The organism is Loigolactobacillus iwatensis, assembly GCF_003950295.1.
Lineage (GTDB): Bacteria > Bacillota > Bacilli > Lactobacillales > Lactobacillaceae > Loigolactobacillus > Loigolactobacillus iwatensis.
The window spans coordinates 34,626-48,828 of the sequence record NZ_RHNP01000006.1 but is presented as its reverse complement, the minus strand read 5'-3'; the positions used below and the strand labels follow the sequence as shown (position 1 = coordinate 48,828).

17 protein-coding genes are annotated in these 14,203 nt (G+C 41.6%); 4 read left to right on the top strand and 13 right to left on the bottom strand.

Features of this window, described 5'->3' with window-relative positions; genetic code table 11:
• Positions 1–261 precede the first annotated feature (261 nt).
• The 6 genes from EKM98_RS03100 to EKM98_RS03075 form a co-directional block, all read right to left on the bottom strand.
• Positions 262–705 carry a MerR family transcriptional regulator gene (locus tag EKM98_RS03100; RefSeq protein ID WP_125980496.1) on the bottom strand — a complete coding sequence of 148 codons (444 nt, stop codon included), beginning with the start codon at positions 703–705 and terminating at the stop codon, positions 262–264.
• Between the two features lie 98 nt (positions 706–803).
• Positions 804–1,124 (bottom strand): carboxymuconolactone decarboxylase family protein, encoded by a 321-nt coding sequence (locus EKM98_RS03095; protein WP_125980494.1) that lies wholly within the window; start codon positions 1,122–1,124, stop codon positions 804–806.
• Positions 1,124–1,543 carry a cupin domain-containing protein gene (locus EKM98_RS03090; RefSeq protein ID WP_125980492.1) on the bottom strand — a complete coding sequence of 140 codons (420 nt, stop codon included), beginning with the start codon at positions 1,541–1,543 and terminating at the stop codon, positions 1,124–1,126. Before EKM98_RS03090 ends, EKM98_RS03095 begins: the two co-directional genes overlap by 1 nt.
• Positions 1,544–1,617: 74 nt before the next feature.
• Entirely contained in the window at positions 1,618–2,361 is a 744-nt protein-coding gene (locus EKM98_RS03085) for an SDR family oxidoreductase (protein ID WP_125980490.1), read from the bottom strand.
• Positions 2,362–2,556: 195 nt separating this feature from the next.
• Positions 2,557–3,192, bottom strand: coding sequence for an NAD(P)H-binding protein (locus tag EKM98_RS03080; RefSeq protein WP_125980489.1), 636 nt, complete (start codon positions 3,190–3,192; stop codon positions 2,557–2,559).
• Between the two features lie 228 nt (positions 3,193–3,420).
• Positions 3,421–4,026 (bottom strand): TetR/AcrR family transcriptional regulator, encoded by a 606-nt coding sequence (locus EKM98_RS03075; RefSeq protein ID WP_125980487.1) that lies wholly within the window; start codon positions 4,024–4,026, stop codon positions 3,421–3,423.
• 213 nt (positions 4,027–4,239) lie between these two features.
• Here EKM98_RS03075 and EKM98_RS03070 point away from each other — a divergent pair, with 213 nt between their 5' ends.
• Both EKM98_RS03070 and EKM98_RS03065 read left to right on the top strand, forming a co-directional pair.
• A complete protein-coding gene (locus tag EKM98_RS03070) occupies positions 4,240–4,827 on the top strand; it encodes an NAD-dependent epimerase/dehydratase family protein (RefSeq protein ID WP_125980486.1) in 588 nt (195 codons plus the stop codon).
• 117 nt (positions 4,828–4,944) lie between these two features.
• Complete coding sequence (locus EKM98_RS03065; protein ID WP_164512652.1) at positions 4,945–5,718, top strand: SDR family NAD(P)-dependent oxidoreductase; 774 nt, start codon at positions 4,945–4,947, stop codon at positions 5,716–5,718.
• Positions 5,719–5,903: 185 nt separating this feature from the next.
• Here the strand turns inward: EKM98_RS03065 and EKM98_RS03060 are convergent, their stop codons facing one another.
• On the bottom strand, positions 5,904–6,455 hold the full coding sequence (locus EKM98_RS03060) for a YiiX/YebB-like N1pC/P60 family cysteine hydrolase (protein WP_125980482.1): 552 nt from the start codon (positions 6,453–6,455) through the stop codon (positions 5,904–5,906).
• Between the two features lie 307 nt (positions 6,456–6,762).
• On the opposite strand from EKM98_RS03060, the gene EKM98_RS03055 reads away from it, so the two are divergent.
• Positions 6,763–8,076 carry a nucleobase:cation symporter-2 family protein gene (locus EKM98_RS03055; protein ID WP_125980481.1) on the top strand — a complete coding sequence of 438 codons (1,314 nt, stop codon included), beginning with the start codon at positions 6,763–6,765 and terminating at the stop codon, positions 8,074–8,076.
• Positions 8,077–8,198: 122 nt separating this feature from the next.
• Here the strand turns inward: EKM98_RS03055 and EKM98_RS03050 are convergent, their stop codons facing one another.
• Positions 8,199–8,786, bottom strand: a complete 588-nt coding sequence (locus EKM98_RS03050) for a hypothetical protein (RefSeq protein ID WP_125980479.1) — start codon at positions 8,784–8,786, stop codon at positions 8,199–8,201.
• Positions 8,787–8,973: 187 nt separating this feature from the next.
• Between EKM98_RS03050 and EKM98_RS03045 the strand changes: the two genes are divergently transcribed.
• Positions 8,974–9,975, top strand: coding sequence for an amidohydrolase family protein (locus tag EKM98_RS03045; protein WP_125980477.1), 1,002 nt, complete (start codon positions 8,974–8,976; stop codon positions 9,973–9,975).
• Positions 9,976–10,112: 137 nt separating this feature from the next.
• Here the strand turns inward: EKM98_RS03045 and EKM98_RS03040 are convergent, their stop codons facing one another.
• From EKM98_RS03040 to EKM98_RS03020, 5 genes are all read right to left on the bottom strand, one after another.
• Positions 10,113–10,397: a hypothetical protein gene (locus EKM98_RS03040; protein ID WP_125980475.1), complete on the bottom strand. Its 285-nt coding sequence runs from the start codon at positions 10,395–10,397 to the stop codon at positions 10,113–10,115.
• A 150-nt stretch (positions 10,398–10,547) separates the two neighbouring features.
• Entirely contained in the window at positions 10,548–11,090 is a 543-nt protein-coding gene (locus tag EKM98_RS03035; RefSeq protein WP_125980473.1) for a hypothetical protein, read from the bottom strand.
• 16 nt (positions 11,091–11,106) lie between these two features.
• Positions 11,107–12,321 carry an ABC transporter permease gene (locus tag EKM98_RS03030; RefSeq protein ID WP_125980471.1) on the bottom strand — a complete coding sequence of 405 codons (1,215 nt, stop codon included), beginning with the start codon at positions 12,319–12,321 and terminating at the stop codon, positions 11,107–11,109.
• Positions 12,308–13,003, bottom strand: coding sequence for an ABC transporter ATP-binding protein (locus tag EKM98_RS03025; RefSeq protein WP_125980534.1), 696 nt, complete (start codon positions 13,001–13,003; stop codon positions 12,308–12,310). Before EKM98_RS03025 ends, EKM98_RS03030 begins: the two co-directional genes overlap by 14 nt.
• Positions 12,996–14,126, bottom strand: a complete 1,131-nt coding sequence (locus EKM98_RS03020; RefSeq protein WP_125980469.1) for an efflux RND transporter periplasmic adaptor subunit — start codon at positions 14,124–14,126, stop codon at positions 12,996–12,998. Before EKM98_RS03020 ends, EKM98_RS03025 begins: the two co-directional genes overlap by 8 nt.
• Positions 14,127–14,203: the final 77 nt, after the last annotated feature.

Genomic DNA, 14,203 nt, shown 5'->3' with positions numbered 1-14,203 from the left:
GCTACTTTTTAGTAGTTAAAAGAAATCGGTTTTATTATACGACAAACGGCCAAATTTAGAGTAGTATTTTGCCTCGCTATTTTTAATTTAAAAGCGGCTGGGACAAAAGCCCTAGCCGCCTACTATTTCCGATCATTACCAAACCGACATTGGTCCCACTCCCAGACGTACGTTTGATCTTGCTTCATTTCAGCATAAACAAAAGAGTTCTGCTGTTAATCGATTTTCACCAATTAACAGCAGAACTCTTCTTCCATTATCTTATTCAGCGTGACCCAGCGTTTCTAAATAATTCGCAAATGATTCTTGTTCATTAATTGAGCCAGCCAATTTATGTTCATACCAATTAACTTTATCATCGAGGATTTGTAAGTTGTGCCGGATTTCAGCGTAACGCTTCAAAAAACGCTGCTGAACGTTTTGGAGTAACTCTAAACGCTGGGGAATCGTCTGATCGCCGGCCTTACGCCAAGCAACGTACTGTTTTAGTTCACCAATTGTCATCCCGGTGCCCAACAGATGGCGCAAAAATTTGATCCAACTTAAATCCAATTTCGTATAGTAACGTAACCCGTTAGCAGTTCGCTGGGGCTGAATGAGTCCTTCTTTTTCGTAAAAGCGCAAAGTTGGACTGGAAAGCCCACTCAATTGCGCAAAATCACCAATTCGGTAATGCTGCTCTTGCGTTGCTGAATTATCTGCCATTGAAATTACCTCCTAGCAAAATTGTCCGACCAACTTAAAGTTACTTTAAGTATAACATTACTTGTAAAATAGAAAGTTACGCTTATTCGGGCAACGTATTAATCAGTCCAAATTTCTTTAGCGCGGTTAAACGCTGACCAAGCCTTGGGCCAACCAGCGTAAAAGGCCAAATGCGTGATTTCGGCAACAATTTCTTCTTTAGTAATGCCGTTCTTTTTGCCAATTCGTAAATGGGCCTCTAATTGCTCGGTAGCACCAGCCGAAATAAGACTAGCAATGGTGATCATTGAACGATCGTGGAGCGATAAAGCATCTTCTTTACTCCAAACTTCACCGAATAAAACATCATCATTTAAAGCGGCAAATTGTGGGGCAAAGTCACCTAAATTATCACGTCCTGCTGTTTGTTTTTCTGCCATTATTTTTCAACCTCCAATTGATTATATTCTGCATCAGAAACTGGTTCCAACCACTCTGGCGTTCCCGCCGTAATCGCAATGTGTTCAAACCAACTATCCTTCGTTGCACCATGCCAATGTTCAACCCCATCGTGAGTGACCACAACGTCGCCAGGAACCAAGTGCCGGGCCCGCTTACCAGCTTCTTGATACCAGCCTTCGCCGCCAGTGACTAACAAGAGTTGGAAACCATCGTGATGAATATGCCAATTATTACGACACCCAGGTTCAAAAGTAACATTGCCAACATTGACGTTAACTGCTGGATCATTAACTAGACCTTGCAAATAGCTTTGGCCAATAAAATATTTTTGGAAAGCCTCATTTTTGGCACCAACTGGAAAAATTACACCATTTTTAACTGCTTCATTTTTTGTCATAACTAAACTCCTTTTAGCTTATCTTAACTATAAATATGTTTAAACATCCAGAATACAAATACCGTTTTAACACTCTACGCCTGTTTCGTTGGGTAAATTGTAAATTCGTTTACATTAACTTCCTCTGGTTGATCAATTGCAAAGTTAACCACACGGGCAATCGCAATCGGATCAATCCCCACCGCCTGATAGAATTGGTCCATGTCTTTCTTGGCAGTCTTGTCAGTAATGGTATGCAACAATTCCGTGTTAATTGCTGCGGGATAAAGGCTCACCGTTCGAATATTGGTTCCCTCACTAGCACTTTCAGTTCGAATTACTTCCATTAGATTACGGACGGCAAACTTGGTTGCGCCATAAACACCAGCCCCAGGAAAACTTTTAATTCCCGCAACTGAAGAAGTCGTGATGATTTGCCCCGATTTTTGTTTGGTGAAATCTGGCATGACGGCCGCAACTCCATTTAAAACGCCCTTCAAATTAATATCAATCATGTCGTTCCATTCTTTGGTATGCAGCGCACTAATGGGTGAAGTCGGCATGATACCGGCATTATTGAAAATAACATCAATGCCTCCAAATTCAGTTTTAGCCAAATCGACTAAAGCTTGGACTTGTTCTGGTTTAGTCACATCCGTCACACTGTAAGTTGCTTGGCCACCAGCTGCCTGGATAGTTTTAACAATCTCCTGCAGCCGATTTTCCCGCCGTGATCCTAGCACGACCTTGGCACCATTTTGGGCCAATAATTTTGCGGTGACTTCACCAATTCCTGACGAGGCCCCGGTGATCACAACTACCTTATTTTTAACTGTCATTTAAAAACTCCTTTGCATGTTTTCCGATTTCAACTTTGCTTTATCTCAGTTTGTGCAACAACATTGGCATGGCCTGCGCCTGACTGCCTTTATGAAAATTTTTATCCATTTTAAATGCGCTGCCCCATTTATCATTACCTTCATTCAATAATTTGAATGAACGCCTTAATCGTTTAATCTGATTGCTAAGTTGCGCTAGTACATTGGTCGATCACCATCAGTTCCTGGTTGATCAATGCCTAGACTGCTGTAACTATGTTTTTCTGGTTGCTCCACAATTTTAACAATTAAGTCGGCAATACTCTTTCGCGAAATAATCGTTCCTTTAAAGGGTACGCCTTTTTCGGTTAATTCATAATTAATCACATCATCATTGGACATGTAAGCGGCCCGAATTAAGGTGTAGTTCAAGGAAGATTGCTCAATGATTGCGGCCGCTCGGCGCGTATCATCCATTATTGGTGCGCCAATTGAATCTTCAACCCACTGACCAAATTCACCGGGAACCTCATGGTACAAGCCTAAACCAGTCACATAAATTAGGCGTTTAACGCCCGTTTTAGTCATTGCTGCCACAATACTTTTTGCCATTGGTTCAAACTGACCACCTAAATTGGCGTAAATGATATCTTGGTTGGCCATTGCCTGTGTTAGCTTTGCAGTATCATTAACGTCCCCTTCGATTAACGTTTCTCGTTTTGAATCAAGTCCCTGCATCCGTTTGGCATTACGCAAGTAAAGCGTTAACTGCGCGTCAGTTTCCGCCAACAGTCGCTGCCGAACTAATTGGGCAATCTGCCCGTGGGCGCCTAAAATTAAAATCTTCTGCATTACCTGACTTCCTTTCCTAAAAGATGTCCTTCAATTAGCTTATGCAAATAGCTACAACAAAATTACATCAAAAGTCGCTGTCATCTGGGTCGCCACATTATCGGTAAATCATTACCTTAAGCCGCAAACACAAAGTGGCGCCTAATTGTCTTTTGCAACACTTCTTACGTAACTTCCATAAGGTAACTTACACCTTAAAGTGCACTTTAAGTCAACCATAAAAGTAAATTAATTTTCTTTAGCGTTCATACTTTTCAAAACCAACTGTGCTGGTGCTTGGTGTCGTGACTGGTAAAGAATTAGCGCGACTTGCTCTTTCTGTAAGGTCGGTTCCTGCCTCACCCAAAAAATCAAAATATCAAAAAGGCCACTAATAATAATTTCTCGTAAAAATGGACTTGGTACATTAGTGACTACTTCGTTTTTCGCCACCAGCGTTGGTGCAACGTATTGTTTCATCTGCTGCCGTAATTTTGGAATAAAGTAGTAATCACCATTTTGATTTAGTAAAACTTGATAGGTTGCAAAGTGGCGCCTAATTTCAGTTGTAATTTTGCGGTATAGACTCATCTCCTGTTCGTAACTAAAAATTGCAAGCCAATTTGTTGGTAACGATCGTAATACACTGGTCAACGCCTGAATCAATTCATCTTCCAAAGCCTCGATCGCATCTGGCATATCTAAAAAATGTAAATAGAAAGTGCCCCGGTTAATTGCCAGCGCTTGTGTCACTTCGGTTACTGTAATTGATCCTAGTGGCTTATTAATCGCCAATTCGCTAATAGTTGCCAATATTCGTTTATGCGTCAACGCAAACGTTCCTCGTTGGGTCAAATTATCATCACCTTACTTAATTAGTCTATTCTTCAATCAACAAATTGGACATTATTGCTGATTGTTTACTTTTTCTACTGCCACTACACTAAGAAGTAGTCGAAAAAGACCCTGAGATAAATAAATACTCGCCGATGTAGTACCAATATCACTAGTACATCAGGTTTGGAAAAGCGGTTTACAGTAGCTTTATAAAAATAAAGGAGTGATTTAATGTATCAACTTGTTATTCTTGGTGGTAGTGGCTATATTGGCCAAAATGTCTGCCAACAGTGGTTTAATCGGTTTCCTAATTCACAAATTACTAGTATCACCCGGCATGGTCGGCCCCAAAATCTAATTCCGGCGTTGCACCAGTGGGAGTCAAAAATTACTTGGCAAGCCGGCGACATTACTGATTACAAAAAAATCCAGACCTTACTACCAGCCAAAATTGACTATCTTATTAATTTGATTGGTGGCCTTGCAGCAAAAACGCCCGCCGAGATGGCACAATTAAATATTTTACCAGCCCAAATGATGCTTAGAATTATGGGTGCTTATCAAGTTAATCGCGGTAGCTTCGTGAGTGCGGCCATTGGCAGTAAAGATTTCATTAATGCAAAACAAAAGGCCAGTCAACTATTACAAGAAAGTGGCCGTTCAATCAAAATTGTTAGTCCTAGTTTAGTTTATGATGCTAAGCGCAAACGTGTTTGGCCGTTGGTTGCACTGCTCTATATTGTCGGCATATTTAGCCCTAAAATGCGACCACTACCAGTAAAAGTAGTTGCCCAACAGCTCGTTCCCCAAACTCTTTAGGCCGCAAAGAACAGTGTTTTTTAACCCATTCTAAGCGTCATCGATAAATAGGACCATTTTAAAATTAGGCAAAATTTATTGCTGCAAACAAACGTTAAAACAAGGAGGAAATTCACAGTGCAAGAAACGACAATTATCATCGGTGCTGATCAAGGACTGGGCCTAGCAATCGCCCAACAATTTGGCGTGCAAGGCCACAAATTAATTCTAGTTGCTAGAAATCAAAAGAAGTTAATTCAAGCACAGGCCAAACTCACTTCGTCTAAAATAGCCAGTGACTATTTTGCTGCTGATATAGCCCAGCTTGATCAAATTGAAGGTTTATTTCAGGCCATCCAGAACAGAAACGAAAACGGCACCAACCTTATTTTTAACGTTGGCAATACACAGCTAGATAACCCACTAAGTTCTTCAATTGAAACCATCCAGCAAATATTCCAACTAAATGTTTTAGGCGCAATTCAAGTAGCTCGATCGTTTCTAAACCACTCTGACCCAACAAAAAAACGTACCATTATTTTTACAGGTGGTGGCGCAGCAATTCGACCTACAAAGTTTGCGGCAACTTTGTCACTCACCAAGGCGGCATTACGTAGTTATGTACTGACCCTACACCAGCAAATGACCGCCGAACATGTCTTTGTTAGTTTAGTGACTCTTCAAGGGCTTGTTGGCTTGACCACAGAAACACAACCGGCTGAAATAGCGAAGGCATACTGGCAGCTTTTCAGCGAAAGAAAAACCAGCGAATTATTTTACCCTGCACAGCAGAACAAATCCGAATTTGATCAGCTACAGCAGTTGCTTAAAGACCCCCTTCAACGGCAAAAATTATTTCAAGAACACCCAGAATTGGCCCAAAGACTAAAACCATTACTCAAAAATAAATAAGTAAAGCCAAACAGGATTAAAAAAGGGCCTTAATTTCTACACTCGAGGCTGGGACAAAAGTCCTAGCCTCTTATTGTTTCCGAACATTACTCTAGAACGTACGCCAAAAGCGACTTTTGTCCCACTCCCAGTATTTTCGGAAGTGGCCTGAACACTTTGTAAATGTGCTTACTAGGCCAGCCAACTTAACGCAATGTTGCCAGTTTAGTAAGCACATTTTGGCGCAGCATTGCGTTTGGATTTAACCCTAATTCACCACTCGGTATCGGGCAGCCCAACTGTGTGTAGTAATCACGCCAAAATGGTAAAATGGCCTGCCGTTCCTGATCCATAAAATTCATTGGTTCTAATTTAAAAAGCTGTTGTTCTTTAAACGCATAGTAAATAAAATCAGCACAATAATAACCGGCTGCAGTTGGTACATAGCTCGCGTTATAAGGTTGGTTGAGTAATTTTTTGGCCTGTTCAATAATTGGCTTGGCATTAATCGGTTGTTTAGCCCGGTACAAATCAATTTTAGTGTAGTGCCGTTTTTGAAACTCCGCGTAGGCCTCACGAATACTACCAGTTGCGGGCAAAGTATGGAGCACAAAAATTTTATGAGTGGGAGTAACTTCAACTAAGGCAACGTGATCATAAGCCGAACTGTCGGCGTTATCCTTAGTACTGTCAACAATTGCCGTGGCAAACTTGTCCGGTCGACTTTGGATCAATAGGAGATCGGCACTTTTTAACATACTTATCACTTCACTTTCAAATTTTTAATTATTTAAACCTAAAATATAACGTGAGCCTATTTCTACCACTACGTATACAGGTGGCAAAAGGCGTATATTACGTTCTTTCCGCCCACGCAAAAAGGAGAAAATTATACCATCCAGACCGCCAGCGTTGGGCCAAATTATTGGCCACAGCAATCTATCAATAAGATGACGAACTAAATCTTGATAATATCAGGTTATAATTCGAATAAATTAGTAAAAACAGTTTAAATATTGTGCTATAATCTATTTATTCCTTAAATAACGAACTTTGGAGGTAACAATGGATAACCACAACGCTAATTTGGATCAACCTGAGCTTTCGGTTCCAAAAACGATTTTATTGGGCTTACAACATTTACTTGCCATGTACGCAGGCGACATTCTAATTCCGTTGTTAGTGGGCGCGGCATTGCACTTTTCACCAGCGCAAATGACCTACCTTGTTTCAACCGACATTTTCATGTGTGGCATTGCGACACTACTTCAAATTAGACGGACACCCTGGACGGGGATTGCGCTACCAGTAGTTCTCGGTTCTGCCGTTGAGTACCTGACACCAATGATCAACGTTGGTAATCACCTCGGCTGGGCCTACATGTACGGTGGTATCATTTCAGCTGGTATTTTTATTTTTCTGATTAGTGGTTTGTTTGCCAATTTACGGCGCTTTTTTCCGCCAGTCGTTACTGGCTCCCTAATCACCCTGATTGGCTTCACTTTAATTCCCGTTGCCTTTCAAAATTTAGGCGGCGGCGATTCAACCGCCAAAAGTTTTGGTGCACCAATTAACTTGATCCTCGGTTTTACAACAGCACTTATTACAATTCTCATCAATATTTACGGCCGTGGTTTCTTAAAACGAGTTTCCGTCCTCGTTGGGATCGTGGCTGGTACTTTATTAGCAATGTTAGCCGGCCAACTTAATTTTGCAACCGTTGGCCAGGCTCATTGGGTTCAAATACCGCACTTATTTTACTTCGCAGCACCTAAATTCGAGTGGTCCTCAATTTTAACCATGTTACTGGCAGCAGTTGCCTGTATGATTGAATCCACTGGCGTTTATTTTGCTTTAGCCGACATCACTAAACGTGAATTAACTAAAGACGATCTGAAACGTGGTTACCGTTCCGAAGGGATTGCTGCTATTTTAGGTGGATTATTCAACACCTTCCCTTACTCAACTTTCTCACAAAACGTTGGGATCGTTCAACTATCCGGCATTAAAAAATTACGACCAATTTACTATTCTGCCGTCATGCTGCTCATCATTGGTCTGATTCCTAAATTTGGGGCAATCGCAACTTTGATTCCAACCTCGGTTTTAGGTGGTTCAATGTTAGTCATGTTCGGCATGGTTGGCTCTGAAGGAATTAAAATGTTAGCAAAAGTTCCGATGACAACGGATAATTTGCTGATCATGGCAATTTCAATTGGCCTAGGCTTAGGTGTTACCACCCAACCAGCTTTATTCCAACATTTACCAGAAACCATCCAGACAATTCTAAGCAATGGTATGGTCGTTGGGAGTACTGCGGCTTTAGTCCTAAATATTTTACTTAACCACGGTAAAAACGACGAACCACAGCACGACTAATTCAAAATCAAATTAATGAAAAAACGTGTTTGCTAAGGCAACTTTCGCTTGTCTTAGCAAACACGTTTTTAATTTGTCAAAAATAATTCATTCTCCCCTGACACTAGCGACCTTCTCGTAATTTAAACTTTCGGCACTAATAGTCGGTATAACTTTAACGCCTGCTCTTTGGGTAATTTTTCCTGGGCCTGACTAATTTGAAAAGCGAACTTGAGAATTGCTGCACCCAGATAATCAGCAATAAAATTACGGTTAACATCATCAAATTCGCGTAAGATCAAAATCCGAATAATTGCCCCAGACACAATTTTTTGACCACTTTTCTCAGTTCCACTCCACTGCATTAATTGCAACAAATCTAAATTAGCGTAAATCGTGTTCACAACAACATTACTACCAGTTTCATAATTTAACACCTGCAGCTCATCAATTTTCTTTTCAAATTGCGTAATCATAATTAACAATTGAATGGTGAAGATATCTTGAATATTCTGGTGGTGGCGGTAAAAAGTGGCCCGCGAAACCGCAGCCGTTTGACACAATTGCTTAACCTGGATTTTTTTAAAAGGAATTCCTTCGAAATAGTATTTTTTTAAGGCTTGATAGAGTTTAATCTGCGTATTGTTAGCCCGGCGATCGATTTTTGGTTGTTCAACTAGATAATTTTTAGCCATGTTCGTGTATGAGACTTTATGTGCTATCTGTCTCACATTTTCCTTTCACTTTATTTTAGTCCTTACTATAATGGGGCCATAACCTAGAACCTTTGAAAAAGCGTTCAGGGCAAGGTTATTTTCCCTGCATTTTTTCTAAATCTGTTTTTAAAACACTCTCTATCTTACTAGGTGCTTCAATAAAATGCTAACTAGGCGTTTTAATTTGAAAGGAGTTTTACTAATGAAAATTATTACAGTTGAAGAACACTTTGAATCAGAATTAATTACCAAAAAAATCAATCAAGTGACCGGTAAAGGCGCACTTCCACCGCTTTCATCGGGAATGCTAGAGTACATGAAGACCTCCTTGCCGACAGCGGAGACGATGCAGAGCATTACCGGAGCCCGGTTAGACTTCATGGATCAAAATGGAATTGCCATGCAGGTCCTCTCTTACGGCAATTCTTCTCCTCAAAATTTGGCACCAGAAATTGCGATTGACCTCTGTAAAGAAGCCAACGATAAATTAGCCAAAGAAATCCAAAAACAACCTAATCGTTTTGCAGCATTTACCGTCCTGCCAGTTGGTGATCCAATTGCCGCCGCCCAGGAATTAAAACGCGCTGTTGAACAACTGAATTTTAAAGGGGCCTTATTAAAGGGTAATTACCAAGGTAAATTTTTTGACGATCCATTTTTCTTTCCAATTTTTAAAATGGCCAGTGATCTAGATGTCCCAATTTACATGCACCCTTCTTTTATTCCTAGCGAAATCAACGATCACTATTTTAAGAGCCCTAACTGGTCCGATACAGTCAATGGTATCCTTTCGTCCGCTGGCTATGGCTGGCACATGGACGTTGGAATTCAAGTCATTCGGATGATCGTTTCTGGTATTTTTGATAAACTACCAAACTTAAAACTGATTTCTGGTCACTGGGGTGAAATGGTACCAATGTTCCTGGAACGGCTAGATGACGAACTCGATGATTATTCTGGTTTAAAGGAGTCATTTTCAACTTACTACCGTAACAACGTTTACCTAACCCCAAGTGGGATGTTATTTGACCCCCAATTAAAATTCATTTTAGATGAAATGGGTCCTGAACACTTACTCTATTCAATTGATTACCCCTACAAACATCCCGCCAACAGTCAAACCTTCTTGACTGAAGGCAACTTACCTACACAAACTAAGGAATTAATTGCTCATGGTAACGCCGAACGACTTTTACATCTATAGGCTTTATTGGTGTAAAAATAATTTACAAAATAGCAAAACAATAAGCGACTAGGACTTTTGTCCTGGCCGCTTATTGTTTCCAAACGTTACTCTAGAACGTGCGCCAAAAATTTGGTTCACGTATCTAACAACTACTGCTACTGCCGAATAAAAGTAACCTCCGTCGCCGACTTTTTAACCGCTTTATAGCGGTAGTTTAGCCGCCTTAACAAGTACTCTTTTTCCCAAGTAACCGAAAAATGACTCATCATCCAAAAATTAACTAGTTGAATTAAATTGGCTGAACTCTGAAATCCAATTTCAACCCACGCGTCATCAGCAACCACATTCCCAACTTGGTTGAGGTACCCTCGCGAAACAGCAAGTGTTGCCCGTTTTGCTTTCAAGGCCGTTTTTAAAGCGGCATTATCAGTAATTGGCATAGTTACTCCCCCTTTGGATTATTTAACTGACTCCTTAACTATTAACAATTTAGAAAGTATTTGAAAAACTACATTTTTAGGTACGTTGACATCAACTTAGTCGAAGAAAGACCAACGACAAGCTTTCCAAACGCTACTACGGCCTTCAACCTATTTTTTCAGTAAAAGTCCAATCAACGTTGGCAATAGGTAAATAATAAATAGAATTCCGGAATACCAACGGGCCAATTTGACCTGCTTAACTAAATAAGTAAAGAAATTATAAATCAAATAAGCGAGCACAGCCGAACCGACGACGGCCATTAAAAAGTTAACAATCTGGTTGGGCTCGCCACCAATAATAACCATCAATAGTAGACTCAATAAGCTACTAACCACGGTACTAATACAGGTTGCCAAATAGAGACTACGTTTCACTAATGTTTTATCCGCTGCATCTTGATTTAAAATACTGCGTAAAACAAGGTAAATAAAATAATTAACGTAAACGCCAATAAAAAGGCCCGTGACGACTCCGATAAAGGCCCCACCGAAACTAATCCAGTGAACCAGCATTGGTGTACCCGCTGCCGCCAATGCCTTTGGTGGATAAATAAAGGCGGTGAAAACTGCCGCAACGCTAGCTGCAATAAAATACAGCACCACCCACATGCGCGTATCCCGCACACTAACAGATTTAACCCATTTTTTCATAATTAACTCCTCCAAATTAACGAATAATTTCAATCAAATCCTTGCGCGCAGCTGCGTTAGCCGGCATCACGCCAAAGATCAGCCCAACTGCCGTTGAAACGCCAAAGGCCAACGCGAAAGCGCCAAAACTAAAACTGGCCTGAAACGGCATCATTGGCAGTGCACTGATCGCTACCGCCAATAAAACCCCTAGACCATAGCCAATCAGTCCGCCAAAAATAGTTAACGTGGCGCTTTCTAGTAAAAATTGCAAGCGAATGTCGTGCTGCCGTGCACCCATTGCCCGGCGAATACCAATCTCCGTCGTTCGCTCGGCCACCGAAATATACATCATATTCATGACACCAATTCCAGCAATAAAAAGTGAGATTCCCGCAACGGCAGTGATAAAGTAAGTAATCACACTTAGAATTTTACCAAAAGTGTCCGCCTCAGCGGCTGGATCGGCACTCTGGTATTCCCCTTGATTACGCATACTCCCCTGGGCCTTCAACACATTAATCACGCGGCGGTTAACCGTACTCGCCTTGGCACCTTTGCGTAGGGATAGAACTAATAAATCGCCACTTGCGGTATTCTGGGTAAATTTTTGGTGAACCTTTTTCGGAATCGTAATGTTGGCTGGCACCGTTCCGTTTACGGCATCGGAAAAATTAACGCTGCTGGAAACGGCCGAACGGACACCCACAATCTCGTACAATTGATTGTCGATTGGAACCCCGTGGTGTAATGCGTTAGTAGCCCCTCCGTAAAGGCTCTTGGCCAGACTAGCATCAATCACCGCCACTTGATTACCAATCGCGTTATCGGTTGTCGTTAGCCGCCGTCCGGCAATCACGGGACTACTGGCATGACTGGTATAGTGAATGAGGACATTTTTATTTTTAGTTTTAACGGGTAAAGCAATTTGATTATAGTCTGAGTCTTCGCTGGTTTGGCGGACCTTAGCGATGCCAGTAACTTGCCGGACCAACATCAGATCCCGATCGTTGTATGAATCGGCGCTACTATTAGCAGTTTCGTTAGGTGAATACACAATCTGTGTCTCCACCTTGCCCGCCTTATTATTGGTAATGCTCTTGGTAACCCAGTTGGAAAAACCATCGCCAATGGCCAAAATTGTGACAACTGAAGCAATCCCAATAATAATTCCCAACATTGTCAGAATACTGCGGCGCTTATTTTTTAAAATCGAACGTAATGCCGTCGACCAAATTTCAGAGAAGCGCATGGTGCTTCACCTCCTCATCAGCAATGATTGCACCGTCCAACAGCTTAATTAGGCGCTCACCATACTGGGATACCTGTGGATCATGGGTCACCAACACAATCGTGGTCTGTTCAGTCTGATTAAGTTCTTTAAAGATCTGCATGATTTCGCTAGAGGTTTTAGAATCCAACGCGCCAGTTGGCTCATCGGCAATAATAAACTTTGGCTGGTGAACCAACGCCCGGGCAATCGCTACCCGTTGCTGCTGCCCGCCTGAAAGCTCATTGGGAATTTTTTGACTACTGTTAGGCAGTCCTACTCGTTCCAATGCTCGTTCAACAATCGGTCTCGCTTTTTTCTTCGTCATTCCACCGTAAAGTAGCGGTAATTCAACATTTTCTAAAATAGTGTTGTTGCCAATCAATTTAAAATTTTGAAAAACAAAACCAACACTTTGATTCCGAATGTGCGCTAAAGCACTGTCACTGGCCGTTTGGTAGGATTGGCCATTAAACTTGTAGCTCCCCAAATAGCTCCGATCAATAAAGCCAATAAGGTTAATCAAGGAAGTTTTGCCGGCGCCTGATGGTCCCATAATCGTTAGAAACTCACCGGCCGCAATCTTTAAATTAATGTCTTGTAGCACTTGAAATCTATTTTCACCATTCTGGTAATATTTATTGACCGCCGTAAGCTCAATCAGCATGGGTGGCCACCTCTTGTCCGGATTTAAGTTGGTGCTTGGCAGTATTAGCGATTAAAACTGTCTTTGGAGCGACGCCAGACATTAATTGCCAGTAACCTGCAACTTTTTTCACAGTCACTTCTGTTTTGTAAACCTTATGTTTGCGCACAACGTAGACATAGTGCCGGCCGGCTTTGGTTATTAAACTGGTTGCTGGTAGATGAATCGTTGTTTGCGGAACTCGAATCTGAACGTTAAAGCCATTCGTGAGTTGCTTGGCCATTTTAACCTTAAATTGATAGGTTGCCGCTTCATTTTCGGCCGTTTGACCACTACTGGTAGCCGTCTGATTAGCCGCAGATTGTGGTGTCTGGTCAATGGTAACAATATTACCGCCCAAACGCTGATTGCTGCTGACTGGCAACACAGTCACCCGCATGCGAGGCCGTAATTTGGCGTAATCATATTCAGTGACTTGACCATCAATAATTTGGCCATCACTGATAATTTGCATACTAGGTGTGCCTGTCTTATCAGTTGCACTATCATCCAGAACCACGGTTCCCGCGATTTTGGCAGTCACAACTGGATCGACTTTACCCTGCAAATTGGCCAGACTCGTATTAGTTTGTCGTAATGCTAGTTGATCACTAGCCAATTGATTTTTAGCCTGCTGAACACTGTCCGCCGCAACTCCTTGATCAGTTTCGTCGTCAATCGAACCCGCATCAGCAGTTGTAGTCGGCTGCTTTTGGAGCGCCGTAACAGCCTGATTATCATTCTGAATTGCTAACGCCGTTTTCTCCTTTGTTTGTTCGGCATCATCAATTTGACTTTGAACTTGATCATCATGGAACGTCATTAAGACGCTGCCTGGATCAACGTGTTCACCGTTCTTAACGTTCACCTGCGTTAAAGTTCCCGTACTACTAACTCCAGGTTGAACGTCAACGGTGTTTTTGGCCGCAACCTTCCCTTTTAACAATAAAGCACTGTCCACCTTAACTGTGTAAGTTTGGTACACTTTCTTGGCACTTTGGCGTTGGTGGTGTGCGCGAGCAATCCCAATACCGCCGATCACCACCACTAGCCCAATAACAATGGCGCCTACAACCCAACGTCTTTTCACAAAATTTTTCATTAAATAACCTCCACTTCAGATTATCGCAAATCATTTGTAAAATTGATAGTAAGATAAGAAATACATTGGTTGACCAT

Bases quoted from the DNA above. Each gene is read 5' to 3' on its own strand.
- EKM98_RS03095 (WP_125980494.1), bottom strand. From the start codon at position 1,124: ATGGCAGAAAAACAAACAGCAGGACGTGATAATTTAGGTGACTTTGCC.
- EKM98_RS03060 (WP_125980482.1), bottom strand. From the start codon at position 6,455: ATGTTAAAAAGTGCCGATCTCCTATTGATCCAAAGTCGACCGGACAAG.
- EKM98_RS03070 (WP_125980486.1), top strand. From the start codon at position 4,240: ATGTATCAACTTGTTATTCTTGGTGGTAGTGGCTATATTGGCCAAAAT.
- EKM98_RS03055 (WP_125980481.1), top strand. From the start codon at position 6,763: ATGGATAACCACAACGCTAATTTGGATCAACCTGAGCTTTCGGTTCCA.
- EKM98_RS03035 (WP_125980473.1), bottom strand. From the start codon at position 11,090: ATGAAAAAATGGGTTAAATCTGTTAGTGTGCGGGATACGCGCATGTGG.
- EKM98_RS03080 (WP_125980489.1), bottom strand. From the start codon at position 3,192: ATGCAGAAGATTTTAATTTTAGGCGCCCACGGGCAGATTGCCCAATTA.
- EKM98_RS03030 (WP_125980471.1), bottom strand. From the start codon at position 12,321: ATGCGCTTCTCTGAAATTTGGTCGACGGCATTACGTTCGATTTTAAAA.
- EKM98_RS03040 (WP_125980475.1), bottom strand. From the start codon at position 10,397: ATGCCAATTACTGATAATGCCGCTTTAAAAACGGCCTTGAAAGCAAAA.
- EKM98_RS03045 (WP_125980477.1), top strand. From the start codon at position 8,974: ATGAAAATTATTACAGTTGAAGAACACTTTGAATCAGAATTAATTACC.
- EKM98_RS03090 (WP_125980492.1), bottom strand. From the start codon at position 1,543: ATGACAAAAAATGAAGCAGTTAAAAATGGTGTAATTTTTCCAGTTGGT.
- EKM98_RS03085 (WP_125980490.1), bottom strand. From the start codon at position 2,361: ATGACAGTTAAAAATAAGGTAGTTGTGATCACCGGGGCCTCGTCAGGA.
- EKM98_RS03100 (WP_125980496.1), bottom strand. From the start codon at position 705: ATGGCAGATAATTCAGCAACGCAAGAGCAGCATTACCGAATTGGTGAT.
- EKM98_RS03020 (WP_125980469.1), bottom strand. From the start codon at position 14,126: ATGAAAAATTTTGTGAAAAGACGTTGGGTTGTAGGCGCCATTGTTATT.